The organism is Pseudomonas extremaustralis (genome assembly GCF_900102035.1).
Classification (GTDB): domain Bacteria; phylum Pseudomonadota; class Gammaproteobacteria; order Pseudomonadales; family Pseudomonadaceae; genus Aquipseudomonas; species Aquipseudomonas extremaustralis.
Map to the genome: position 1 here is coordinate 2,369,254 of NZ_LT629689.1, position 25,068 is coordinate 2,394,321.

General features: G+C 62.4%; 20 protein-coding genes and 1 pseudogene. 11 read left to right on the plus strand and 10 right to left on the minus strand.

Features of this window, described 5'->3' with window-relative positions:
- Positions 1 to 39 precede the first annotated feature (39 nt).
- From BLR63_RS10790 to glnT, 4 genes are read right to left on the minus strand one after another with little or no spacing between them, the layout of a single operon-like run.
- Positions 40 to 1,362 (minus strand): FMN-binding glutamate synthase family protein, encoded by a 1,323-nt coding sequence (locus BLR63_RS10790; protein WP_010566660.1) that lies wholly within the window; start codon positions 1,360 to 1,362, stop codon positions 40 to 42.
- A gap of 15 nt (positions 1,363 to 1,377) precedes the next feature.
- Positions 1,378 to 2,052, minus strand: coding sequence for a GltB/FmdC/FwdC-like GXGXG domain-containing protein (locus tag BLR63_RS10795; protein WP_010566659.1), 675 nt, complete (start codon positions 2,050 to 2,052; stop codon positions 1,378 to 1,380).
- Positions 2,053 to 2,063: 11 nt separating this feature from the next.
- On the minus strand, positions 2,064 to 2,969 hold the full coding sequence (locus tag BLR63_RS10800) for a class II glutamine amidotransferase (protein WP_010566658.1): 906 nt from the start codon (positions 2,967 to 2,969) through the stop codon (positions 2,064 to 2,066).
- Between the two features lie 22 nt (positions 2,970 to 2,991).
- Positions 2,992 to 4,326 (minus strand): type III glutamate--ammonia ligase, encoded by a 1,335-nt coding sequence (gene glnT, locus BLR63_RS10805; protein ID WP_010566657.1) that lies wholly within the window; start codon positions 4,324 to 4,326, stop codon positions 2,992 to 2,994.
- Between the two features lie 282 nt (positions 4,327 to 4,608).
- Between glnT and BLR63_RS10810 the strand changes: the two genes are divergently transcribed.
- From BLR63_RS10810 to BLR63_RS10840, 7 genes are all read left to right on the plus strand, one after another.
- A complete protein-coding gene (locus BLR63_RS10810) occupies positions 4,609 to 5,211 on the plus strand; it encodes a helix-turn-helix domain-containing protein (RefSeq protein WP_010566656.1) in 603 nt (200 codons plus the stop codon).
- Between the two features lie 305 nt (positions 5,212 to 5,516).
- Positions 5,517 to 6,383 (plus strand): formyltetrahydrofolate deformylase, encoded by an 867-nt coding sequence (gene purU / locus BLR63_RS10815; protein ID WP_010566655.1) that lies wholly within the window; start codon positions 5,517 to 5,519, stop codon positions 6,381 to 6,383.
- Positions 6,380 to 7,285, plus strand: coding sequence for a bifunctional methylenetetrahydrofolate dehydrogenase/methenyltetrahydrofolate cyclohydrolase FolD (gene folD / locus BLR63_RS10820; protein WP_010566654.1), 906 nt, complete (start codon positions 6,380 to 6,382; stop codon positions 7,283 to 7,285). Before purU ends, folD begins: the two co-directional genes overlap by 4 nt.
- Positions 7,267 to 8,508, plus strand: coding sequence for an FAD-dependent oxidoreductase (locus tag BLR63_RS10825; protein WP_010566653.1), 1,242 nt, complete (start codon positions 7,267 to 7,269; stop codon positions 8,506 to 8,508). The genes folD and BLR63_RS10825 overlap by 19 nt, the downstream gene beginning before the upstream one ends.
- 13 nt (positions 8,509 to 8,521) lie before the next feature.
- Entirely contained in the window at positions 8,522 to 8,821 is a 300-nt protein-coding gene (locus tag BLR63_RS10830; RefSeq protein ID WP_010566652.1) for a sarcosine oxidase subunit delta, read from the plus strand.
- Positions 8,818 to 11,715 carry a 2Fe-2S iron-sulfur cluster-binding protein gene (locus BLR63_RS10835; protein ID WP_010566651.1) on the plus strand — a complete coding sequence of 966 codons (2,898 nt, stop codon included), beginning with the start codon at positions 8,818 to 8,820 and terminating at the stop codon, positions 11,713 to 11,715. The genes BLR63_RS10830 and BLR63_RS10835 overlap by 4 nt, the downstream gene beginning before the upstream one ends.
- Before the next feature lie 3 nt (positions 11,716 to 11,718).
- Entirely contained in the window at positions 11,719 to 12,282 is a 564-nt protein-coding gene (locus BLR63_RS10840) for an aminomethyltransferase family protein (RefSeq protein WP_010566650.1), read from the plus strand.
- Between the two features lie 154 nt (positions 12,283 to 12,436).
- On the opposite strand, the gene BLR63_RS10845 is transcribed toward BLR63_RS10840, so the two are convergent.
- Complete coding sequence (locus BLR63_RS10845) at positions 12,437 to 13,843, minus strand: purine-cytosine permease family protein (protein ID WP_010566649.1); 1,407 nt, start codon at positions 13,841 to 13,843, stop codon at positions 12,437 to 12,439.
- Positions 13,844 to 14,168: 325 nt separating this feature from the next.
- Here BLR63_RS10845 and BLR63_RS10850 point away from each other — a divergent pair, with 325 nt between their 5' ends.
- On the plus strand, positions 14,169 to 14,654 hold the full coding sequence (locus BLR63_RS10850; protein ID WP_010566648.1) for a flavin reductase family protein: 486 nt from the start codon (positions 14,169 to 14,171) through the stop codon (positions 14,652 to 14,654).
- A 47-nt stretch (positions 14,655 to 14,701) separates the two neighbouring features.
- Here BLR63_RS10850 and BLR63_RS32330 read toward each other — a convergent pair whose 3' ends face one another.
- Both BLR63_RS32330 and BLR63_RS32335 read right to left on the minus strand, forming a co-directional pair.
- Positions 14,702 to 15,469: a methyl-accepting chemotaxis protein gene (locus BLR63_RS32330; protein ID WP_374048343.1), complete on the minus strand. Its 768-nt coding sequence runs from the start codon at positions 15,467 to 15,469 to the stop codon at positions 14,702 to 14,704.
- A gap of 138 nt (positions 15,470 to 15,607) precedes the next feature.
- Positions 15,608 to 16,714: pseudogene (locus BLR63_RS32335) on the minus strand (cache domain-containing protein); the annotation flags it as partial.
- Between the two features lie 122 nt (positions 16,715 to 16,836).
- On the opposite strand from BLR63_RS32335, the gene BLR63_RS10860 reads away from it, so the two are divergent.
- The 3 genes from BLR63_RS10860 to BLR63_RS10870 all read left to right on the plus strand — a co-directional run bounded on the left by BLR63_RS10860 (position 16,837) and on the right by BLR63_RS10870 (position 21,790).
- Complete coding sequence (locus BLR63_RS10860; protein WP_010566646.1) at positions 16,837 to 17,880, plus strand: LLM class flavin-dependent oxidoreductase; 1,044 nt, start codon at positions 16,837 to 16,839, stop codon at positions 17,878 to 17,880.
- 166 nt (positions 17,881 to 18,046) lie between these two features.
- The gene (locus tag BLR63_RS10865) at positions 18,047 to 20,455 is read left to right on the plus strand and encodes a glucose/quinate/shikimate family membrane-bound PQQ-dependent dehydrogenase (protein ID WP_010566645.1); all 2,409 of its coding nucleotides are present in this window, start codon (positions 18,047 to 18,049) and stop codon (positions 20,453 to 20,455) included.
- Positions 20,456 to 20,512: 57 nt separating this feature from the next.
- Entirely contained in the window at positions 20,513 to 21,790 is a 1,278-nt protein-coding gene (locus tag BLR63_RS10870; RefSeq protein ID WP_010566644.1) for a carbohydrate porin, read from the plus strand.
- On the opposite strand, the gene BLR63_RS10875 is transcribed toward BLR63_RS10870, so the two are convergent.
- The 3 genes from BLR63_RS10875 to BLR63_RS10885 all read right to left on the minus strand — a co-directional run bounded on the left by BLR63_RS10875 (position 21,787) and on the right by BLR63_RS10885 (position 24,816).
- A complete protein-coding gene (locus BLR63_RS10875; protein WP_010566643.1) occupies positions 21,787 to 22,962 on the minus strand; it encodes a XylR family transcriptional regulator in 1,176 nt (391 codons plus the stop codon). The genes BLR63_RS10870 and BLR63_RS10875 overlap by 4 nt on opposite strands.
- A gap of 88 nt (positions 22,963 to 23,050) precedes the next feature.
- On the minus strand, positions 23,051 to 23,440 hold the full coding sequence (locus tag BLR63_RS10880) for a hypothetical protein (RefSeq protein WP_010566642.1): 390 nt from the start codon (positions 23,438 to 23,440) through the stop codon (positions 23,051 to 23,053).
- A complete protein-coding gene (locus BLR63_RS10885; RefSeq protein WP_010566641.1) occupies positions 23,437 to 24,816 on the minus strand; it encodes a PAAR domain-containing protein in 1,380 nt (459 codons plus the stop codon). Before BLR63_RS10885 ends, BLR63_RS10880 begins: the two co-directional genes overlap by 4 nt.
- Between the last annotated feature and the right edge of the window lie 252 nt (positions 24,817 to 25,068).

Sequence of the window (25,068 nt, forward strand, 5' to 3'; positions counted from 1 at the left end):
GGGTGGAACGTCGTAGCAGCCGGTAAGCCGGCTCGTAACTCAGTAACCCGAACCCGGTATCCAACTGGTCCCCGCCAACGGCACCCGGGCCATGGCGGCCGACTCCACCGTCAGCGCCACCAGGTCCTCGGGATCGAGGTTGTGCAGGTGCGACTTGCCGCACGCACGGGCCATGGTCTGGGCCTCCAGTACCATCACCCGCAGGTAGTTGGCCAAGCGCCGTCCGCCTTCCACCGGGTCCAGACGTTTCGACAGTTCCGGGTCCTGGGTGGTGATCCCGGCCGGGTCGCGGCCGTTCTGCCAGTCGTCGTAGAAACCGGCGGCCGAGCCGATCTTTTTCAGTTCCGCGTCCAGCCGTGGGTGGTTATCGCCCAGGGCAATCAGCGCCGCCGTGCCGATGGCCACCGCATCCGCACCCATCGCCATGGCCTTGGCCACATCGGCGCCGTTGCGAATCCCGCCCGACACAATCAACTGGACCTTGCGGTGCATGCCCATCTCTTGCAAAGCCTGTACCGCTTGGGGGATGGCCGACAAAATCGGGATGCCCACGTGTTCGATGAACACTTCCTGGGTCGCTGCGGTACCGCCTTGCATGCCGTCGAGCACGATCACATCGGCGCCGGCCTTGACCGCCAGCTTCACGTCGTAATACGGGCGGCTGGCGCCGATTTTCACGTAGATCGGTTTTTCCCAATCGGTGATTTCGCGCAGCTCGGCAATCTTGATCGCCAGGTCGTCCGGGCCGGTCCAGTCCGGGTGGCGGCAGGCGCTGCGCTGATCCACGCCGATCGGCAAGGTGCGCATGCCGGCCACGCGTTCGGTGACCTTCATGCCCAGCAACATGCCGCCACCGCCGGGCTTGGCGCCCTGGCCGAGGACGATCTCGATGGCGTCGGCCTTGCGCAGATCATCGGGGTTCATGCCGTAGCGCGACGGCAGGTACTGATACACCAAGTGTTGGGACTGGCCGCGCTCTTCCGGGGTCATGCCTCCGTCACCGGTGGTGGTGCTGGTGCCGGCGATGGTCGCGCCACGGCCCAGGGCTTCCTTGGCGTTGGCCGATAACGCACCGAAACTCATGCCGGCGATGGTCACCGGGATCTTCAAGTGGATCGGCTTCTTGGCGAAGCGGTTGCCGAGGATTACGTCGGTGCCGCACTTCTCCCGATAGCCTTCCAACGGGTAACGCGACACGCTGGCGCCGAGCAGCAGTAAGTCATCGAAGTGCGGCAGCTTGCGCTTGGTGCCGCCGCCGCGAATGTCGTAGATGCCGGTTTCGGCGGCACGCTGGATTTCCTGGATGGTCAGGCGGTCGAAGGTGGCGGACTCGCGCAACACTGGAGGGGTTTTTTCACTCATGTTGTAGCTCCTGGTTCAGTACGCGGACGCGTTATCGACTTTGAAGTTGTACAGCTGGCGGGCCGAGCCGTAGCGTTTGAAATCCGCCGCCTGGTGAGCGAAACCGGCGCGATCGAGCAGCTCTTGCAGCTCTTGCAGGTGTTCGCTGCGCATCTCTTTTTCGATGCAATCGGAGCCCAGGGACTCCACCTTGCCCTTCACGTAGATGTGGGTTTCGTACAGCGAATCCCCCAGCGCATCGCCGGCATCGCCGCAGACGACCAAACGCCCGGCCTGGCCCATGAAGCAGCTCATGTGGCCGATGCTGCCGCCGACCACGATGTCGATGCCTTTCATGGAAATCCCGCAACGCGCACCGGCGTCGCCTTCGATCACCAGCAGACCGCCATGGGCCGTGGCCCCCGCCGCCTGGGATGCGCTGCCTTTGACGCGCACCGAACCGGACATCATGTTCTCGGCGCAGCCCACGCCGACGTTGCCGTGCACGGTGATCGACGCCTGTTGGTTCATGCCCGCGCAGTAGTAGCCGGCGTGGCCCTCGATATCGATGGACACCGCCTGATTCACCCCCACCGCAAGGTTGTGCTTGCCGTTGGAGTGGGTGACGCGCCACTCGTCGTCGATGGCCTGGGCGTGCAGCGCCTGGTTAAGGTCACGCACGGTGGCGGTGGAAAGGTCGATGGTTTTCATGTGTGCGCTCCTTAAGCTGACTGGCGTTCCCAGATGTACAAAGTGGCCGGTGCCGGCTCCCAGATCCGTGCGTTCTCGATGCCCGGCAGGCTCGACAGCGCCTGATACTCGGAGGCCATGGCGACGTAGTCGTCGGTCTCGGCGAGGATCGCCGGCTTGCACGCGATCGGGTCGCGGATCACCGCAAAACCGTTGCGCGTGCCGATGGCGAAGGTGAAGAAGCCGTCGAGGTCTTCCAGGGCGTGGTCCAGGGCGTCCTTGAGCGAATCGCCCTGTTGCAGGCGCCAGGTCAGGTAGCCGGCGGCGACTTCGGTGTCGTTGTCGGTTTCGAAATGGATGCCTTCGCGCTTGAGTTCCTGGCGCAGGCGGAAGTGGTTCGACAGCGAACCGTTGTGCACCAGGCACAGGTCGGCGCCGGTAGAAAACGGGTGACTGCCTTCCATGGTCACTGCGCTTTCGGTGGCCATGCGGGTGTGGCCGATGATGTGGCTGCCCTGCATGCCCGCCAGGCCGAAGCGCTGGGAAATTTCCTGGGGCAAGCCCATGCCCTTGAGGATCTCGATGCTCTGCCCGGCGCTCATGATGCGCACGCTTGGCGCCAGTTCAGCCAGGGCGGCACGCACCGTGGCTTCGTCGGCGTGGATCTTCAGCACTGCGGCGCTGGCGTTCTGGAACCAGTCCAGCGAACAGCCCAGGCGCCCTTCCAGTTCGCCCATCAGGGCTTTCCAATCGAAGGCCTCGGTGGTGGCTTGCAGGGTCAGCTTGACCCAGCCGTCGGCGACTTCGTCACCGTAGATGGCAAAACCGGCACTGTCGGGGCCACGGTCGGTCATGGCCTGCAACATCGGCTCGAACAATTGGCCGAGCTGGGGTTCCAGTCGCGGGTTTTTCAGGTACAGACCTACGATTCCACACATATCAAGTCTCCGTCACACGGTGTCAGAAAAATTCGGTATAGCGCTGGATTTCCCAGTCGCTCACATGGCGGCTGTATTCCACCCATTCCATGCGTTTGAGCTTGATGAACTCGCCCACGATCTGCGGGCCCAGCACCTCGGCGAACAGCGGGTCGGCTTCCAGCGCGTCGCAGGCTTCCTTGAGGGATTGGGGCAAGGTCTTGATGCCGCGCTCGGCGATCTGCTCCAGGCTCAGGCTGTAGAGGTTTTCGTTGCAGACGTGGTCGATTTCCAGCTGGCGATCGATGCCGTCCAGGCCGGCGGCGATGATCGCGGCACTGACCAGATAGGGGTTGCAGCCGGCGTCCGGCAGGCGGAATTCCAGGCGACCGTAAGGCACGCGCACCATGGCCGAACGGTTGTTGGCGCCAAACGCAATAAAAGCCGGGGCCCAGGTAGCGCCGGACAGCGAGTTGCCGACTACCAGACGCTTGTAGGAGTTGACCGTGGGCGCGGCGAACGCACACAACGCCGGGCCATGGGCGAGCAGGCCGGCGGCGAAGTGATAGGCCATTTTCGACAGGCCCATGCCGCTCGGGTCGCTGGCGTCGTGGAACAGGTTCTTGTTCTCGGCGCTGCTGATCGACAGGTGAAAGTGCATGCCATTGCCGGCGCGTTTCGGGTCGGGCTTGGGCATGAAGGAACAGATCATTCCCAGGTCGTTGGCGATCTCGCCGGCGGCCATGCGGAAGAAGGTGAAACGGTCGGCCGAGGTCAGGGCGTCGCTGTAGGTGTAGTTGATCTCGAACTGGCCGTTGGCGTCTTCGTGGTCGATTTGATAGACCTCGAAATCCACCGCCTGCAGGGCTTCGGTCAGGTGCTCCAGGAACACCCGCGAGCGCGACAGGCCCTTGTAGTCGTAGCAAGGCTTGTCGAGGTTGTCGCTGGGATCGACCAGTTGCAGCTTGCCCTGCTCGTCGCGACGCATCAGGTTGAATTCGGGTTCCAGGCCGGTGTTCAGCGTCCAGCCCTTGTCTTGCAGGCGCTGCACTTGCTGCTGCAAGACGTAGCGGCTGTCATAGGGATGGGGCTTGCCATCGACATGGCCCACGCACACCACCCGCCCGTAGCCTGGCTGCCAGGGCACCGGGGTCAGCGTGGACAGGTCGCCCCGCGCCATGAAGTCCGGGCCGTGGGGTTCCATGCCCATGCCGCTGATGGCAAAGCCGGCGAACCCGGCGCCCTCTTCGGCCACCGTCTTGAGCCCGCAAATCGGCACCGACTTGGTCTTGGCCGCACCGTGTATATCCACAAACTGCGCAAGCACGTACTTGATGCCGTACTTGTCGATGATGCGCTGGGTTTCTGCTGGCAACATTGGGTGTCACTCCTCGCGAAAGGCAAAACCGTGTGGGTGGGCCTGGACTGTCTTTTTATTCCTAAAAAGAAAGTTAGTTTCCCTACAGGAATGCAATACCCTTGCCAGATCTGCGAGCGAGTGATTGAAGTGCCGGTGAAAGCGCTTTTGTGCTGTATATATGGGAAAATTCTTTTCCCCGTGGGAATACGTACCAGGGCGCGGCCGCCAAGGGTCGCCGTTTGCACTTTCCTAGTGCGAAACTAATATTACTGAACGGAAAGTGTGCAGGATCAGATGACTATGTCCACCGAAACCGCCCCCCGCCTCAAACTCGAGCAATACCTGGGTTTGCAGATCAAACGCCAGCGCCAGGCCCAGGACCTGAAGCTGTCCGACGTGGCGAAGATTGCCGATATCAGCCAGGGCATGTTGAGCAAGATCGAAAACGCCCAGGTCTCCACCAGCCTCGATACCCTCAGCCGCCTGTGTGACGTGCTCGGGTTGCCGTTATCGAAATTGTTCGCCGAATACGATCAACAGGACGGCAGTGCCTTGCTGGTCAAGGCCGACCAAGGCATGGAAGTGGTGCGCCGAGGAACGGAAAAGGGGCACACCTACCATTTGCTCAACCATACGCGCGGGCCGAAGAAGAGCTTCGAGGCGTACATGGTCAGCATGGACGACGCCAGCGAAGAGTTCCCGACCTTCGCCCACCCTGGCACCGAGTTCCTGCACTTGCTGGAAGGAGAGCTGATTTATCGGCATGGGAACCAGCTGTATCGGATGGAAGCCGGCGACAGCCTGACGTTCGAGGGCGAGATTCCCCATGGTCCTGAGCAACTGGTGCGGGTGCCGATTCGCCTGTTGTCGATCATGAACTACGGTAACGACAAGGAATCATGAAGATCGACCTGTGGGAGGGGGCTTGCTCCCGATAGCGGTGTACCAGTCGCCATTGGTTTTGACTGGTAGATCGCTATCGGGAGCAAGCCCCCTCCCACATTTTTGATTGTGTTGGGCCCGTGAAAATTTCCCCTCAGTTAAAAAACTTTCCCAAAACCCCTAGACGCCCCGCCCCCATTCCCCTATAAAGCCACTTCAGGAATATTTTATTCCTCACAAGAAAATGCGCTCACGGAACGAGCCTGCTGTCCTCTGACGTTTTTTCGCTATGCGATGAGCTGCCGCCATCATCCCGAGGACGTGTCATGCAACACGAAAAAAACCATTTCATCATCAAGGTCACTTGTCCCGCGGTGTCCGGCATTGTCGCTGCCGTCACCACGTACCTGGCGGACAACGCGTGCTACATCGGGGAGATGGCGCAGTTCGATGATGATTTCAGCGGTCGCTTCTTCATGCGCGCCGTGTTTCGTTTCAACGACGGGCACGCCGGCGACCTGGAACAGATCCGCGCCGGTTTCGCCGATGTCGCCCAGGCGTTCGACATGCAGTGGGAGCTTTATGACACCCGCGAGCCGATGCGCGTGATGCTGATGGTGAGCAAGTTCGACCATTGCCTCACCGACCTGCTCTACCGCTACCACAAGGGCGAGATGGACATGACCATCACCGCCATCGTCTCCAATCACCTCGACCTGCGGCCCATGGCCGAGCGCGAGGGCATCCGCTTCATCTACCTGCCCGTGGCCAAGGACAACAAGGCTGCGCAGGAAGCCGAGCTGATGAAGATCGTCGACGACACCCGCACCGAACTGGTGGTGCTGGCGCGCTATATGCAGATCCTCTCCGACGACCTGTGCCGGCAACTGTCGGGACGCGCGATCAATATCCACCATTCGTTCCTGCCCGGTTTCAAAGGCGCCAAGCCCTATCACCAGGCCTATCAACGCGGCGTCAAGCTGATCGGCGCGACGGCGCACTATGTGACCAGCGACCTGGATGAGGGCCCGATCATCGAACAGGAAGTGCAGCGCGTGGACCACGTGTACAAGCCGGACGACCTGGTCGCCATCGGCCGTGACACCGAAACCGTGGCCCTGTCCAAGGCGGTCAAATACCACCTGGAACACCGGGTCTTCCTCAACCAGGACAGAACGGTGGTGTTCCGGTGAGCGCGCCTAAACTGATCGACGGCAAAGCCGCCGCCGCACGGGTACTGCTGCAAGTGCGCGAGGACGTGGCGCGCCTGCACGAGCAAGCCATTGAACCGGCCCTGGCGGTGATCCTGGTAGGCAACGACGCCGCCAGCCAGGTGTATGTGCGCAACAAGATCCTGCGCGCCGAAGAGGTGGGCATCCGCTCCCTGGAGCATCGGCTGCCCAGCGACACCAGCACCGAACAACTGTTGATCCTCATCGCCCAGTTGAATGCCGACCCTGCGATCCACGGCATTCTCCTGCAACTGCCGCTGCCCAGGCAGATGGACGAACTGCGCGCCCTGGAGGCCATCGCGCCGCAGAAGGACGTGGACGGTTTCCACAGCCAGAACGTCGGCGGCCTCAGCCAGGGGCGCGCGGTGCTCACGCCCTGCACCCCCAGCGGTTGCCTGTACCTGCTGGAGCAAACCTGTGGCGACCTGCGCGGCAAACACGCGGTGGTGATCGGTCGCTCGAACATCGTCGGCAAACCCATGGCCGCCCTGCTGCTGCAGGCCGACTGCTCGGTGACCGTACTGCATTCGCGCAGCCACAACGCCGAGGCGCTGTGCCGCCAGGCCGACATCGTGATCGCCGCCGTGGGCCGCCCGCGCTTGATCGACGCCAGCTGGCTCAAACCCGGCGCGGTGGTGATCGACGTCGGCATCAACCGTATCGATGACAACGGCCGCAGCCGCCTGGTGGGCGATGTCGACTTCGACGCCGCCCTGCCCCACGTCGCCGCCATCACCCCGGTCCCCGGCGGCGTCGGCCCGATGACCATTGCCTTCCTGATGAAAAACACCGTGACCGCCGCCCTTGCGCAACATCACGCCCTACGCAGCCAATCGGAGGCCGTATGCCATTCAATCTATTGAAATACGGGCTGAGTTCGGAGTACCCGGTGGAGGTGGACCTGCCGCCGCCCAAAGAACTCAAGTCGAGTTACGACGTGGTGATCATCGGCGCCGGCGGCCACGGCCTGGCGACTGCCTACTACCTGGCCAAGTACCACGGCATCACTAACATTGCCGTGCTGGAAAAGTCCTATCTGGGCGGCGGCAACACGGCGCGCAACACGGCGGTGATCCGCTCCAACTACCTGACCAGCGACGGGGTACGCTTCTACGCCGAGTCGGTGAAGATGTTCCAGGCGCTGTCCAACGAATTCGATTTCAACATCATGTATTCCGAGCGCGGCCAACTGACCCTGGCCCACACCGACGCCACCGTGCGCTCGTTCCGCCAGCGCGCCGAGGTCAACAAGCACTTCGGCGGGCGTACCGAGATGATCGACCGCCAGCAGATCCGCGAACTGGTGCCCAGCCTCAACCTCGACCCCGGCCACCTGCCGGTGCTCGCCGGGCTCTGGCACATCGACGGCGCCACCGCGCGCCACGATGCCGTGGCCTGGGGCTACGCCAAACAGGCGGCCAAGCGCGGCGTGGAAATCCATCAGCTCACCGAAGTGCAGGACCTGATCATCGAAAACGGCGCCATCACCGCCGTGAAAACCAATCGCGGCACCATCAAGTGCGGCTGCGCGGTGCAGGCAATTGCCGGGCACAGTTCGCTGCTGATGGCCAAGGCCGGCATCCGCTCGCCGATCCAGACCTTCCCGTTGCAGGCCATGGTCACCCAGCCGTTCAAGCCGTTCCTCGATCCGCTGGTGAGTTCCTCGGCCCTGCACTGCTACGTGCAGCAAACCAGCCGGGGCGAAGTGGTGTTCGGCGGCGGTTCCGACCCCTACCCGCTGTTCAACACGCGCTCGACCCTGGACCTCAAGGAAAGCCTGCTGGCCCATGCCATCGAGATGTTCCCGTTCCTGGCCAACGCCAAGTTGATGCGCCAGTGGGCCGGGATCACCGACATGACCCCGGACTACAGCCCGATCATGGGCCTGTCGCCAGTGAAGAATTATTACCTCGACGCCGGTTGGGGCACCTGGGGCTTCAAGGCCACGCCGATCTGCGGCAAGACCATGGCCGAGCTGGTCGCCAGCGGCGGCAAGGTGCCGGCGCTGATCAAACCTTTCGGCCTCGAACGTTTCTCGACCTTTCAGCAAGTCAATGAGATGGGCGCCACGGCGGCCAGTCACTGATGGAGAGCGGACTATGAAAATCATGATTTGCCCGCTCAACGGGCCGCGCAATATCAGCGAGTTCACCTACGGCGGCGAGCTCAAGCCCATGCCCGATCCGGTCAACTGCAGCGACGCCGAATGGGCCGACTATGTGTTCAACACCGACAATCTCGCCGGCGTCGTGCGCGAATGGTGGATGCACACGCCGTCCAGCTACTGGTTCCTCGCCGAGCGCCACACCGTTACCGACGAGATCCTGCGCACCTTCGATCCCAAGGAACTGTTCACCCACCGCGTCGACTTCAACGCCACCCAGGAGATCGCCGGATGAACCGCCTCCCCGCCCCCATGGGCCTGCTGATCCACCGCGATCAACCGCTCGAGTTCAGTTTCGATGGCCAGCCCTACCAGGGCTTGCAGGGCGACAGCATCGCCAGTGCCTTGCTCGCCAATGGGCGCTTTCTGATGTCGCGCTCGTTCAAATACCACCGCCCACGCGGGCCGCTGAGCATGGCCGGCCAGGACGCCAACAGCCTGGTGCAGTTACCCCAGGAACCCAACGTGCTGGCCGATGCCCACGCGCTGACCCACGGCCTGGCGGTGACCGCGCAGAACGTCAACGGCACGCTGGACCACGACCGCGACGCCTATATGGGCAAGTTCTCCAAATTCATGCCGGTGGGCTTCTATTACCGCTCGTTCTACAAGCCCAAGGGCATGTGGAAAGTCTGGGAGCCGATCATCCGCAAAAAGGCCGGCCTGGGCGTGCTCGACCTGAAGTTCCAGCCCGAGTACTACGACAAGGCCTACCTGTTCACCGACCTCGCCGTCATCGGTGCCGGCCCCGCCGGTTTGCAGGCGGCGCTGACCGCCGCCAACGCCGGGGCCAAGGTGCTGCTGATCGAACAACAGCCGGTCCTCGGCGGCTCGCTGACCTACGCGCGCTTCGACATCGCCGGGACCCGCGCCGATACCTTGCGCCGTGAATTGCTCGACGCGGTGCAGCACCACACGAATATCCAGGTGCTGACCGAGGCGACGTGCAACGCCTGGTTCACCGACAACTACCTGCCGGTAATCCAGGGCAAGCGCATGTACAAGGTGCGCGCGCAGCAGTGCCTGGTGTGCAGCGGCTCGTTCGACCAACCGGTGATCTTTCGCAACAACGACCTGCCGGGGGTGATGCTGACCAGTGCCGCGCAACGCCTGATGAAACTCTATGCGGTCAAGCCCGGCAAACGCGCAGTGGTGCTCACCGGCAACGACGACGGTTACCTCGCCGCCCTCGACCTGCATGACCAGGGCGTGGACGTCGCCGCCGTCATCGACCTGCGCCATGCCTGCGCCGACAAGGCGCTGCCCGGCGCGCTGGCCCAGCGCAAGATCCGTTGCCTGACCAACAGCACCGTGTTCGAGGCCCTGCACGAAAAAGGTATGCGCCATGTAAAGGCGGTCGATGTGCGCCAGATCACCGGCCAAGGCCAAGTCAGCGACAGCGGGCAGGTGATCGACTGCGACCTGCTGTGCATGTCGGCTGGCTATATGCCGGTGTACCAACTGCTGTGCCAGGCCGGCGGCAAACTGGCCTATGAGGACCCGCGTGCGGAATTCAGCCTCAGCGGCCTGCCGCAGAACCTCAGCGTGGCCGGTTCGGTCCATGGTCGGCACCAGTTGGACAATGTGCTGGCGGACGCGAACAACGCTGCCCACGACATCGCCCTCGCCCTTGGCTTGAGCCCGGCCGTCGTGCGTACCGCGCTGCGCGCCGAAGCCCAGGTCAACTTCAACTGGCCGATCTTTCCACACCCCAAGGGCAAGGATTTCGTCGACTTCGACGAAGACCTGCAAGTGGCGGATATCGTCAACGCCACCCGCATCGGCTACCGCGATGTGCAGTTGGTCAAACGCTACTCCACCGTGGGCATGGGCCCGTCCCAGGGCCGCCACTCGGCGTTGCCGACCGCACGCCTGGTGGCCTGGGCGACCCAGCGCAACATCAGCGAAACCGGGGTCACCACCGCACGGCCGCCGTTCGTGGCGGAGAAACTCGCCCACGTCGCCGGGCGTGCCTTCGACCCTTACCGGCAGACGCCGATGCATGCGCGGCATGTGCAGGCCGGGGCGAAGATGATGCCCGCCGGCATCTGGCAACGCCCGGCCTATTACGGCAAGGCCGAGGACCGCGATGCATGTATGCAGGCCGAAGCCCTGCATGTGCGCAACAAGGTCGGGCTGATCGATGTGTCGACCCTCGGCGGCCTGGACGTGCGCGGCCCGGATGCCGCCGAACTGCTCAACCGGATGTACACCTTCGCGTTTCTCAAGCAGCCGGTGGGTCGTTCGCGTTATGCGCTGATGACCAATGAACACGGGGTGGTGATCGACGACGGCGTGTGCGCGCGGCTGGCCGACAAACACTTCTACGTCACCGCCACCACCAGCGGCGTCGACCGTATCTACCAACAAATGCTCAAGTGGAACGCGCAATGGCGCCTGGATGTGGACGTGACCAACGTCACCGCCGCGATCTGTGCGGTGAACGTGGCCGGGCCGGATTCGCGCAAGGTGCTGGAACAGCTGTGCAGCGACCTCGACCTGAGCGCCGAGGGCTTCCCGTACCTGGGTGTGCGCCAGGGCACGGTGGCAGGGATCAAGGCGCGCTTGCTGCGGGTCGGTTTCGTCGGCGAGCTGGGGTATGAAATCCACGTGGCCGCCCGGCATGGCCTGGCGTTGTGGGATGCGTTGATGGCCGCCGGTAAAGCCTTCGACATTCGCCCCTTCGGCGTCGAAACCCAGCGCCTGCTGCGCCTGGAAAAAGGCCACGTGATCATCAGCCAGGACACCGACGGCATGACCCACCCGGCGGAAATCGACATGGGCTGGGCGGTCAGCCGCAACAAACCGTTCTTCGTCGGCCGCCGCTCGGTGGACATCCTCGAAGCCCAACCGCTCAAACGCAAACTGGTCGGCTTCACGTTGCCAAAGGGCAGCGTGCAACCGCTGGAAGGCCACTTGGTGCTCAACGGCCCGGACATCAGCGGCAACGTCACCTCGTGCGAATACTCCACCAGCCTGGGCCGGATCATCGGCCTGGCCTATGCGGGGATCGACCAGAGCACACCGGGGCAACGCATTCCGATTCGCGTCGAGGGCGGCATCGTCGTCCAGGCCGAGGTGGTGCAGTTGCCGTTCTTCGATCCCGCCAACCAACGCCAGGAGGGTTAAGCCATGACCAGTCTGAAAACCCACGATTTGCTCACGCCGGCCTGCCGCCTGATCGACCTGCCCCGGGTCGGCTTTCGCGGCACGCAAAGCGCCGATTACCTCAGCGCCCGTGGCTTTACCCTGCCCGACGCGCCCAACCGAGCGACTGCGCAAGCGGACGGCGGCTGGGTGGCGCGCCTGTCACAGAACGAATACCTGCTACTGGGCAGCCCGGCGGATCAAGGCCAGCGCATCGCCGATGAAGAAGCACGCTGGGAACTCGACCACCGCGCCAACTACCTGCTGCCGCGCCAGGACAGCCACGCCTGCGTACTGCTCAGCGGCGCGGTGATTGCACGGGTGATGGCCAAGCTGTGCGGCGTCGATCTCAGTTTTCCGGCGTTCAAGCCGGGGGCGGTAGCGCAGACATCGGTGGCACGCCTCAACGCCATCGTCATCCACTCGGGCAGCGTGGATGCGCCGGCGTTCCACATCCTCTGGGACCGCGCCTCGAAGGAATACTTCGAGGGCGCGTTGCGGGATGCGTTGGAGGAGTTTGGTGGGGTGGGGCTTGCCGATCACGCGTAAAACCAGGATCAACGTGGCGCTCTCAGGTTTTTCGCGAGCAAGCTCGCTCCTACAGATAGCGCGGTCGCTGTAGGAGCGGAGCTTGCCCGCGAGGAGCGTTAACGATGACGCGCAAAACCAGGATCAGCGCAGCGCTCTCGCCAGAAAAACCTGTTCAGTCGGTATAGCCCAACCGCCCCGCCCTGACTGCCTGTGTGCGCTGACGCGTCGCCAGGCAGTAATACAGCGGGCACGTCACCACCAACCCCACCAGCCAGGACAAATCCGCGCCGTCCACCAGGTTGGCCCACGGCCCCACATACAGGGAGGTATTGGCGAACGGCAACTGCACGATGATGCCGATGAAGTACGCCACGATCGCATGCCCGTTGAAACGCCCATACACCCCGCCATCCGCCTGGAAAATCGAGGCAATGTCATACACCCCGCGCTTGATGACATAGAAGTCGATCAAGTTGATCGACGCCCACGGCACCAGCACCAGCAACAGCGCAAGCACCAGCCCGATGAACTGCGAGATGAAGTCCGCGGACGCGCCCAGCGCCACCACGCAGCAACCGAAAAGAACCACACCCGACAACCCCACGCGCACCTTGATGCTCGGCGTCCACTGGCTGGCGAAGGTTTGGATCGAGGTGATGATCGACAACACCGCGCCGTACAGATTCAGAGCGTTATGGCTGATGATATTGAGCAGGAACAGCACCATCAGGATCGGCCCCAGCCAGCCGGTGGCTTGCTTGACCGCGAGCATGGCTTCGGTGCCTTCGGGGGTGGCCAGTGCCGCGACCAGGCCAAACGCGAAGGACAAAATCGTGCCCAGCGTCGCCCCCAGGTAGGTGGCGATGAATGGCCGGGCGATGCCGATGTCCGCCGGCAAGTAGCGCGAATAATCACTGGTGTAGGGCGAAAAGCTGATCTGCCAGATCACCCCCAGGGACACGGTGGCCAACCAGCCCGCCGCGTTGAAACCGCCACGGCTGAGGAAGTCCGCCGGCAGGTCGTGGGCGAAGATGTAGACAAAACCAGCAAGCAACGCGCTGCCCATCACCCAGGTGCCGATGCGGTTCAAGGTATGGATGAAGCGGTAACCGATCACGCCGATGGCCGTGGCACTCAGCGCGCCGATCAGGATGCTCGCCGGCACCGGGACCGACGGCACGATGCCGACGATGGACTTGCCGGCCAGGACGATATTGGAAATGAAAAAGCCGATGTAGATCAGCGCTGCGAAGAACACGATCAGCAGCGCGCCATAGCGGCCGAACTGGCCCCTGCTCTGGACCATCTGCGGAATGCCCATGCGCGGGCCCTGGGCCGAAGCGAGGGCTATCACGATGCCGCCGAGCGAGTGCCCGAGGACAATCGCCAACAACCCCCACGCCAGGTTGAGATGGAACACCTGGGCCACCATGGCGCCGGTGACGATGGGCAGCGGTGCGATGTTGGTGCTGAACCATAAGGTGAACAGGTCGCGGGCCTTTCCATGGCGCTCTGCGAGGGGGACGTAATCGACCGTGTGATGTTCGATCAGGGGGTCTTGCCGGGACATCTGGGGCATGGAAATGAACTCGAGTTTGTCTGATCTTATAGTTGTTTGACGCCACACCGGGGGCGCTCTACGACGGCCCCTCAGATGAACACCATATTATGGTATTCCAACATTTTCACAAGACTGATCCGTAATCCTGGCGCTCATCTGATCCGGTATTGTGCCACATGGCACATTGCCATTTCTCCGCATAATCCCCGTATTTATTGATTGAAAGACCCTGGATTGACGTTCATCGGGCCACTGAAAAAGCAGTTGCAAGGTTTGTATTACGGTATACCATCAGACCTACAAACCTATAAAAACCACGCTACCGCCCCAAGAGGACCGCCCCATGATCGACGCCGCTATCTACAAACAAGTGATGGGTTCGTTTCCGTCCGGGGTCACTGTGATCACCACCCTCGATGACGACGGGCAAATCGTCGGGCTGACCGCCAGCGCCTTCAGTTCATTGTCGATGGACCCGGCGCTGGTGCTGTTCTGCCCCAACTACAGTTCGGACTCGTACCCGGTGCTGATCAAGAACAAACGCTTTGCCATCCACGTCCTGTCCGGTGGGCAGCAAACCGAAGCCTATGCCTTCGCGCGCAAAGGCAAGGACAAGGCCCAAGGCATCGAATGGACGTTGAGCGAGTTGGGCAACCCGATCCTGGCCAATGCCACGGCGGTGATCGAGTGCGAGTTGTGGCGCGAATACGAAGGCGGCGACCACGCGATCATGGTCGGCTCGGTGAAGAACCTGATCGTGCCCCAGCAGAACGCCGGGCCACTGGTGTATTGCCACGGCAAGATGGGCGCATTGCCCATGCCGGCCTAGGCCACACAGCCAATCATGTGGGAGGGGGCAAGCCCCCTCCCACAAGGTCAGGTGCGGAAGCGGCTGACCAGTTGATTCAACGTCTGCGACAACGCCGTCAATTGCTGCGCATCCCCGCGCGTGGCGTCGGCCAGGCTCGCCACCAACTGCGCATCCCCGTGAATCTGGCTGATATGCCGGTTGATGTCTTCGGCCACCTGGTGCTGTTCTTCGGCGGCGGTGGCGATTTGCGTGTTCATGTCGCGGATCACGTCCACCGACTCACGGATCAAGCCGAAGCTTGCGCGGGCGTCATTGATTGACACCACCGTTTCCTGGGACACCTCCAGGCTGGCATGCATCTGCTTGCCCATCTGGTGCGTGCGCCGCGCCAGGTTGCCGAGCAGCCCGTCGATTTCGCCGGTGGAATCCGACGTGCGCTTGGCCAGGGCGCGCACCTCGTCCGCCACCACGGCAAAGCCACGGCCCTGCTCACCGGCACGGGCGGCTTCGATGGCGGCGTTCAGCGCCAGCAGGTTGGTCTGCTCGGCGATGGAGCGGATGGTGCCGAGGATCGACTGGATGTCATTGCTGTCCTTTTCCAGTTGCTCCATGGCCTCGGCGGAATGGCCGATTTCTTCGCTCAAGCGCCCCACACTGCTCACCGCCGCGTCGATCTGCTGCTGACCGGTGCGGGCCTGGCGCTGGCCATTGTCAGCCGAGTCGGCGGCCTGGCTGCAGGAGCGCGCGACTTCGTTGGAGGTGGCGACCATTTCATGGAACGCCGTGGAGACCATGTCCACCGCTTCGCGCTGGCGCTCGGCGACGTCGGCCATTTCCACCGAGACTTCGGTGGCACTGGCGGAGCTGCTGTGGATCTGCCCGGCCGCCTCGCCGATGCGCTGGATCAGGGTGCGAATCGCTTCGAGGAACTGGTTGAACCAGCCGGCCAGTTGCGCCGTCTCATCGCGGCCTTTCACCTCCAGGCGTGCGGTCAGGTCGCCCTCGCCCTGGGCGATGCCTTCCAGGCCGCTGGCCACGCCGCGGATCGGTTTGACGATCAGCCCGGCAAACCCGGCGCCCGCCACCGCAAACAACACGCCACACACCAACGCGATGGCTGCAATCAGCCAAGTCAGGCGTGCCGCGCCGGCCATCACCTCGCTCTCGCGCACCAGCCCGACAAACCGCCAGCCCAAGGCCTCGGACGGCCACACCAGCGCCATGTAGCGCTCGCCGCCCAGTTCCACTTGCACCAGGCCTTGGCCGGCTTCGCTCAACTGCCGATAGCCGTCGCCCAACTCGCCGAGCTTCTTAAAGTTGTGGGAGGGGTCGCTCGGGTCCACCAGCACGGTGTTGTTGGCTTCCATCAGCATCAGGTAGCCGCTTTCGCCGAGCTTGATCTGCTTGACCAGATCGGTGAGCTGCTTGAGCGACACGTCGATGTTCACCACCCCGCTCGCCTTGCCCTGGCGGTCGTTGAAGCTCTGCACGGTGCTGACCAGCACCACATTGTCAGCGGCCCAGTAATAGGCTTCGGTGCGCAGGGTCTTGCCCGGTTGCGCCATGGCCGTCTTGTACCAGGGCCGCGTGCGCGGATCGTAGTTGGCCAGCTTGGGGTCGCCGGGCCAGAACACGTAGCCGCCGTCTTCGGTGCCCAGGGACAGGTAGGTGTAGGCCGAATGACTCTTGGCCAGGCCCTCGAACAGCGCGAACAATTGCTGGTCGCGCGCGCCGGGGGCGATTTGCGCGGCATCGCCGCTCAGGTAACGTTTCACATCGGCATCGATCGCCTGCAACTGCGGGTGCGCAGCCAGATAGGCGACGTTCTGGCTGATGCCTTCGAAAAACAGCTGCATGGCATTGTCGACCTGGCGGATCTCGCGCCCGCTGCTGTCGATAAAACTGTCCCGGGCCTCATGGCGCACGTTGAGGATGATCAACACCGCCACCAGAATCACCGGTAGGCTGGCGATCGCTGCAAAGGCCAGGATCAATTTTTGTTTTATGTTCATCGGACTCGCCTTCCTTGTCAGGTGAGGGTGTAACCGTTGGAGAGAAAAGTTTTGCGGATATTCCATATTATGGTATACCAACAATCAATCCGCCGAACAGCTGTCATTACCAGCAAGCTTCACAACGGCGTGAGCACTTAAGGGCCCGCGGTCGACCGGCCGATCACAATAGATCCGAGGTAAGCGTCATGAAGTTTTCCCTGTTCGTACACATGGAACGTTGGGACGAGAGCATCAGCCACCGCCAGTTGTTCGAAGACTTGACCGAATTGACCCTGATGGCCGAAGCCGGTGGCTTCAGCACCGTATGGATTGGCGAACACCACGCCATGGAATACACCATCTCGCCAAGCCCGATGCCGTTGCTGGCTTACCTCGCGGCCAAGACCACCACGATCCACCTGGGCGCCGGCACCATCATCGCGCCGTTCTGGCACCCACTGCGGGTGGCGGGCGAATGCGCCTTGCTCGACGTGATCAGCAACGGCCGCATGGAAGTCGGCCTGGCCCGTGGCGCCTACCAGGTGGAATTCGACCGCATGGCCGGCGGCATGCCCGCGGCCAGCGGCGGCCAGGCGCTGCGCGAGATGGTCCCGGTGGTGCGCGCATTGTGGCAAGGCGACTACGCCCATGACGGCGACATCTGGAAATTCCCCACCTCCACCAGCGTGCCCAAGCCCGTACAGAAACCCAACCCGCCGATGTGGATCGCCGCCCGCGACCCGGACTCCCACAACTTCGCGGTGGCCAACGGCTGCAACGTAATGGTCACGCCGCTGATGAAGGGCGACGAAGAAGTCCTGGACCTGAAAAACAAATTCCAGACCGCCCTGGACAACAACCCCGGCGTGCCGCGCCCGCAACTGATGGTGCTGCGCCACACCCACGTGCACGCCGTCGACGACCCCGAAGGCTGGAAAGTTGGGGCCAAGGCGATCTCCAAGTTCTATCGCACCTTCGACGCCTGGTTCGGCAACAAGGAAGTGCCGGTCAATGGCTTCCTGGCGCCAAGCCCGGAAGAAAAATTCGCCGGCCGCCCGGAGTTCGAACTGGACAGCCTGCACAAGACCGCGATGATCGGCACCGCCGCAGAAATCATCCCGCGCATCAAGTACTACCAGGAACTGGGCGTGGATGAGTTCAGCTTCTGGTGCGACAACAGCCTGCCCCATGCCGAGAAGAAAAAATCCCTGGCGTTGTTTATCGAACAGGTCGTGCCCGCGTTTCGTTGATCGCGCCTGAAAAGAAGCCGCTTGCCTGTTCACCGGGCAAGCGGCTTTTTGCTGTCCGCGATTTTCACTGTATCGGTAAGAATCTATTGCCGATCAAAATGTACTAACCGGTTACTTATGTTGCTAAAATCGCGTCTTTGCCCTCTCACCTTCGAGTCCTGTCGATATGAAACGAGCATCGCGCGCCACTGGCGCCTCAAGATTCCTCCTGCTGGGCCTGGGCGTCATCATCGCCCTGCTCGGCCTCGCGCTGGCCGTTGGCGGCGTCAGACTGGTCAGCCTGGGCGGTTCTTGGTACTTCCTGATCGGCGGCGTGGCCATGGCGCTGGCCGGCCTGCTGATTGCCCGGCGCAACACTGCGGGGGCGTGGCTGTTCGCGGCGTTCCTGGCGGGCACGGCCATTTGGGCGGTGGCGGATGTGGGGCTGGTGTTCTGGCCGCTGTTTTCGCGGCTGTTCATGTTCGCGGTGATTGGTCTGGTAGTGGCGCTGGTGTATCCGCTGCTGGCCGGCAAGCCCGCGCGCGGTGCCTATGGCGTCGCTGCGGTATTGGCAGTGGGCGTGGCGGTGGCGGCAGGCAATATGTTCGTCGCTCACCCCAGCGTCGCGCCAACCGGCAACGGCCCTGGCATCACGCCGGTGGCAGCGGCCGATGCGCAGAAAGACTGGGCCCACTACGGCAACACCGAAGGCGGTAGCCGTTTCGCCGCGCTGGACCAGATCAATCGCGCCAACGTCGACAAACTCAAGGTAGCGTGGACCTACCATACCGGCGACGTAGCCCTCAGCGACGGCAACGGCGCCGAAGACCAACTCACGCCCCTGCAGATCGGCAACAAGGTGTTTATCTGCACGCCCCATAACAACCTGATCGCCCTCGACGCCAACACCGGCAAAGAGTTGTGGAAGAACAACATCAACGCCAAGTCGGCGGTTTGGCAGCGTTGCCGGGGCATGGCGTATTTCGACGCCACCGCGCCGATCACCCAGCCGACCCGACCGAACAGCTCACCGATCATCGCCGCCAGCGTGCCCGCTGGTGCGCAGTGCCAACGGCGCTTGCTGACCAACACCATCGATGCACGCCTGATCGCAGTGGATGCCGACACCGGCAAATTCTGCGAAGACTTCGGCACCCACGGCCAGGTGGATCTGAAAGCCGGCCTGGGTGACGTCCCGGACAGCTACTACCAACTCTCCTCCGCCCCGCTGATCGCCGGCACCACCGTGGTTGTCGGCGGTCGCGTCGCCGATAACGTCCAGACCGACATGCCCGGCGGCGTGATCCGTGGCTTCGACGTGATCAGCGGGCAGATGCGCTGGGCCTTCGACCCCGGCAACCCGGATGACAAAAAAGCCCCGGCGGACGGCAGCACCTATGTGCGCAGCACGCCCAACAGCTGGGCGCCGATGTCCTACGACCCGCTGATGAACACGGTTTTCCTGCCGATGGGCAGCTCGTCCACCGACATCTATGGCGTGGAACGCACCCAGCTCAACCACAAATACGGCGCCTCCGTACTGGCGCTGGACGCCTCCACCGGTGCGGAAAAATGGGTCTACCAGACGGTCCACAACGACCTGTGGGACTTCGACCTGCCGATGCAACCGAGCCTGATCGACTTCACCCCACCGGGCAGCGACAAGGCCGTCGCGGCGCTGGTGATCGGCACCAAGGCCGGGCAGATCTACGTGCTCGACCGCGCCACCGGCCAGCCGCTCACTGACGTCAAGGAAGTCCCGGTCAAGGCCGCCAACATCCCCAACGAACCCTACTCGCCAACCCAGCCAAGATCCGTGGGCATGCCGCAGATCGGCGCGCAGACCCTGACCGAATCGGACATGTGGGGTGCCACGCCATACGACCAGTTGCTATGCCGCATCGACTTCAAAGGCATGCGCTACGACGGTCTCTACACCGCGCCGGGTACCGACAAATCCCTGAGTTTCCCCGGCTCCCTGGGCGGCATGAACTGGGGCAGTCTTTCCACTGACCCGGTGCACGGTTTTATCTTCGTCAACGACATGCGCCTTGGCCTGTGGATCCAGATGATTCCCTCGCAGAACAAGGCCCAGGCCACGTCCGGTGGCGAAGCGCTGAACACCGGCATGGGCGCGGTGCCGCTCAAGGGCACGCCGTATGCGGTGAACAAAAACCGCTTCCTGTCGGTGGCCGGCATTCCGTGCCAGGCGCCGCCGTTCGGCACCCTCACCGCCATCGACATGAAAACCCAGCAGATCGCCTGGCAAGTGCCGGTCGGTACCGTGGAAGACACCGGCCCCCTGGGCATCCGCATGCACCTGCCGATCAAGATCGGCCTGCCAACCCTCGGCGGCACCCTGTCGACCCAGGGCGGCCTGATCTTTATCGCCGGCACCCAGGACTTCTACCTGCGCGCCTTCAACAGCGGCAACGGCGAAGAAATCTGGAAAGCCCGCCTGCCCGTCGGCAGCCAGGGTGGCCCGATGACCTACGTGTCGCCGAAAACCGGCAAGCAGTACATCGTCATCACCGCCGGCGGTGCGCGTCAGTCCACCGACCGTGGCGACTACGTGATCGCCTACGCCCTGCCATAACCTCTCCCTGCGCGCGGTACCCCCGTACCGCGCGTTGCGTTTTTTGGAAGACCCCGCATGAACCCTGCTGCTCACTGTTTCCCCAACAGCCTCGTTGGACGCCTGCTGTTGGGCCTGGCTTTCGGCGTCGCCCTGCCCGCCTACGCCGACGACACCACCTTGACCGGCGACTGGGGCGGCCTGCGCCGCGCGCTCGACGACCAAGGCCTACGCTTCACCGGCGACTACAGCGGCGAAACCGCCTACAACGCCCACGGCGGCCAGCACCGTTCGGCGCGCTACTCGCAAAACATCAAGCTCGGCGTACAGTTCGACCTGGGCAAGCTGTATGGCCTGAACAACGGCGACCGTATCCAGCTGACCATCAACGACCGACGCGGCAACAGCGCCTCCGAAGACTTGGTGGGCAACCGCCTGCCGATCCAGGAAAACTACGGTGGCATCTACACCCGCCTCACCGAATTGAGCTACGAGCGCACGCTGTTCACCCCCGCGCTGAACCTCAAGCTCGGCTACATGGCCATGGGCAATGACCTTGGCGGCCTCGACAGCGGCATCCTGTGCAACTTCATGAACGCCGGTTTCTGCGGGCATCCGCTGAACATGTCCGGCGGCAGCGGCTGGACCAACTACCCGAATGCGCGGCTGGGCGCGCGGGTGAAATACGACTTTTCGCCGTCCTGGCAACTGCGCGTGGCGGCCTTCAACGTGGACCCGGAGAGCAATGGCAACTCCAGTCGCGCCTGGAAGCTAAGCCCCAAGCACACCACCGGCACCGTGGTCCCCATCGAGCTGGTGTACAAACAGGCCGGCACACTGCCGGGTGAATACAAGCTGGGCTATTACTACGACAGCTCCGACGCCAAACGCATCGGCAGCAACGAGAAGGTCAGCGGACGCGGCGGCCACTACCTGCTGATCGACCAGGCGGTCTGGGCGTCCAGCGCGTCGGCAGGTCGTGTGCTGCACGCCTTCGGCCAATACTCCGCCGCAAGCGAGGCCGCTTCGCCGTTCAGCAAGTGGTATGGCGCCGGCATGGTGCTGTACAAACCGCTCGAAGGCCGACCACGGGACACCCTCGCCCTGGGTTACGGCCGCGCCGTGCAGAACCCACGCAGCCGCGATGTGCAGGAACTGGCCGCGTTCAACGCCGGGGCGGACTATCCCAACCTGAGCAATGCCGAACAGTTGATCGAACTCAGCTACGGCTACCAGGCCACGCCCTGGCTGAACCTGCGCCCAGATGTGCAATACATCATCGAGCCGGGGGCGTTTTCCGGGCAGGACATCGACAATGCGCTGGTGCTGGGGTTGCAGGTCAAGGCGGTGTTCTAGACCACGCCTTGCTGGTATTCCCGCGGCGTACAACCAAATTCGCGGCGGAACACCGTATGCAGGTACTGCGCCGACGTGAAGCCGCACTGCTGCGCCACCTCGGCAATCGCCAGGGCATGGTTTTCCAGGCCCTTGGCGGCGGCGGCGAGTTTGAAGCGCAGGATCTCGTCATGCACGCTGCACCCGCGCTCCTTGCGAAAGTGAGATTCCAGGGATGAGCGCGACACGCCGACATAAGCCGCCACCTGGGCTGTCTTGATGCCCTGGCAGGCGTACTGGCGGATAAACAGCAGCGCCTGCATCACATAGGGATTGCCCAAGGGTTGATGCAGGCTGGAAGCCTGCACATTGATTGCATCCGGCGGCACTAGGATCTGCGTGCCGGCGCAGGGTTTGCCGTGCAGCATCTGATGCAGCAGCGCGGCGGCGGTGCGGCCCATGGTTTCCGTGCCCTGGATCACCGAGCTCAACGGCACCCGCGTGAGGGTGCGGGTCAGCGGGTCATTGTCGATGCCGATCAGCGCCACTTCTTCCGGCACCGCAATCCCGGCGGTGAGGCAGGCCTGCAGCAATTGCCGGGCACGGGCGTCGGTGACGGCGATGATGCCGATGGGCTTGGGCAGGCTGTGCAGCCAGGCGATCTGCTGCTCCACCGCGCTGTCCCACAACGGCGCGCTGGTGCCCAGGCCGCGATACACCTCCACGGGCAATCCGTCGCGTTGCAACAGGTGCTTGAAGGCCTTTTCGCGCTCTTGGGCCCAGCGATTGGCCTGGGCCGGCGGCAGGCTGAAACAGGCAAAACGGGTCAGGCCGGCCTCGATCAAATGCTCATACGCCAGCTTCATCAAGGCATGGTTGTCGGTGGCCACGTAGGGGATGCCCTGGGGATAGGCGCCCGCATCCGCATAAGAGCCGCCCACCGCCACCACCGGCAGCTTGCTACCGGCCAGCGCCTCGCCGATCAGCGGGTCGTCGAAGTCAGCAATGATGCCATCGCCCTGCCAACGTTCGATGCCTTTGAGGCGACACAGGAAATCTTCCTCCAAGAACAAATCCCAGGACGCGCGGGTGCTACTCAGGTAATTGCCGATGCCGGCAATAATGCCGCGATCGTAGATTTTGCTGCCGTTGAACAACAGGGCAATGCGGTGGACAGGCGGTAGGGTTTTCATTGTTTTTGTCCTGGGGCCGGTCGGTGCAGACGGGTACGGAGATGCTTGACTGTTCAGGATAACGGGCCTCGGGTGAGGCCCGCTTAAACTACCTATATTTCACCAGCAAGGCTGCAACTATTCCCCAAATTAGGGCTGTGAAGGCCATCGTCGTAAGGGTGATCAGGTGTCGTTTCAAGTAAAGGGGGAAATGTTGAAGGTCCATTGGGTCCAGCTCTCCACTTAGAATAGAGGCCTTCGGCCACACCACCATTCCAGCAATTTTTGCCATTTCCAGCAGGGACCAAATCAAGCCTCGCTTGCCCAAACTACTTCCCCAAATATAAATGTAGCGACTGTTTTTTAAGGCTTCCTTGATAGCCTCCAAATGACGATGGGTCATGTACAGGCTGTAGGCAATACCCATTACGGAGAGCAGACCGGGCCCTCCCGTGATAATGATCGCCACCCACCTTGGCCAGGTATCGATGCTGGTCATGGTTGTATAGCCTCGTAAATCATTTCGCCTATGTATTCACCCCCTATACCACCGGCAGTAGTCCCCGCCCAAGCTCCGGCTCCGACTAAGGCCGCAACACAGACAACACCTCCAATACCACCTGTCGCTACGCCAATTCCCAGGCAGACGGGAGCACTGGCAGCACCCGCTGCCCACCCGCTAAAAGCCCCAAGAGCGGTGGATAAGCCGAACTTCCCCGCTTCCGTAAACTTGATCCTCTTGCAAGCCTCCCCAGAGTCGCCATTACACACCTGCTGAATAGCTAGCAACGAAGACACACCGCCAAGGCCAATACCGATGTAACCACCTGTCTTCATATACTTCGTGGCACGACTGACCGTCTCGACATGAGCCGCATACCCCGGCATCTGCCCCGGCCCACCCGCCTTGTCCCAGTGATGCACCAAACTCCGACTGGAAATACCCAAAGCCGTTTTCAACTTCGGGTGATCACCCAAGGTTGTCTGGCCGCGCAAGCGCGTGGAATTCAGCAAGTGCGCGTCCAGCTGTTTAAGTAGCTGCTGGCGATCGGCAAAGAACTGTGGCGATTGGAGATGGCCGTGTTGGCGATAACTTTGCTGATGCAAACGCTCAATAGCCTGAAGGGTATCGCGCAGATTGCTCAAATGCCTTTCCATCACCACCGCACTGACGCCCAGCCAGCTTGAGGTATGGCCGATAAAACTGGCGATTTCTGCACCGTGTCGGTACAGGAAGTCGGCCTCGTCCGGCGTAAGAGGATCAAGGGCTGCTTCAACCTGTTGAGCAGCCTGCATAAGCTGCGCTTCCTGATAGGTACAGGAGGTGTTGTTTGGATCACTGAGTACGATCATCGAGCCAGCTTTGACGTTGCTGGTCTTAGGGTTGAGGGCCTGAAATTTCCTCATTACAGCAGGATCAGGCACGGGGAAAAGCAGGCTCTCCAATGCCTCGCGGCTCATGCTGTTGGGCACGATATAGAAACCGGGCTCCTCGCCCGTCAGCCCGTTAACGGCAGAGGCGGCCGAAGCGGGCGAAGGGCCATAGGCCGACGGTTGCGACGCGATCGGGCGACTCGTGGCTGGCGCTTCATAGCCCTTGTTGCTGTAAGTAGCGGTGTGAACCGAGGGAATGAATGTAGCTTGGCAAGGGCAACCGCTGAAACTGTCCAGCGTGCCGGCCATACGCCTGCCACGGCTGTTGATATGTGAAACACCGCCAACGATGCGATACGTTTCTCCGTTCCTTCCACACGTGACGCGGTCCCCCTCGCAGGCATGAAGGAGGCCATACAGGTTGACGCTGCTATCGCCGTCCAGCACCTCCCCCCCGCACGTCGTTTTGTCACCCAGACCAACGAAATAACCGATGCTCATTTCAGAATCCTTATCCAATGGGACATTGCGCCACACCGTCAAACTGACTGGCGAGCCGAACTCTGAAGAGGCAATTACTGGGCGTAAAGTCGGACGCTTCCGCAAATAAGGTAAGCGTCTGATTACAGAAATACCCACAACGCGCCGACCAGTACCCATGACTCAAAATCGCACTACACCTTGGTGATTTTCATAATCGGCAAGCCAAGCGCCGTTGCTAGTATCCAGACACCGCCAAGAACAATAAGGAAC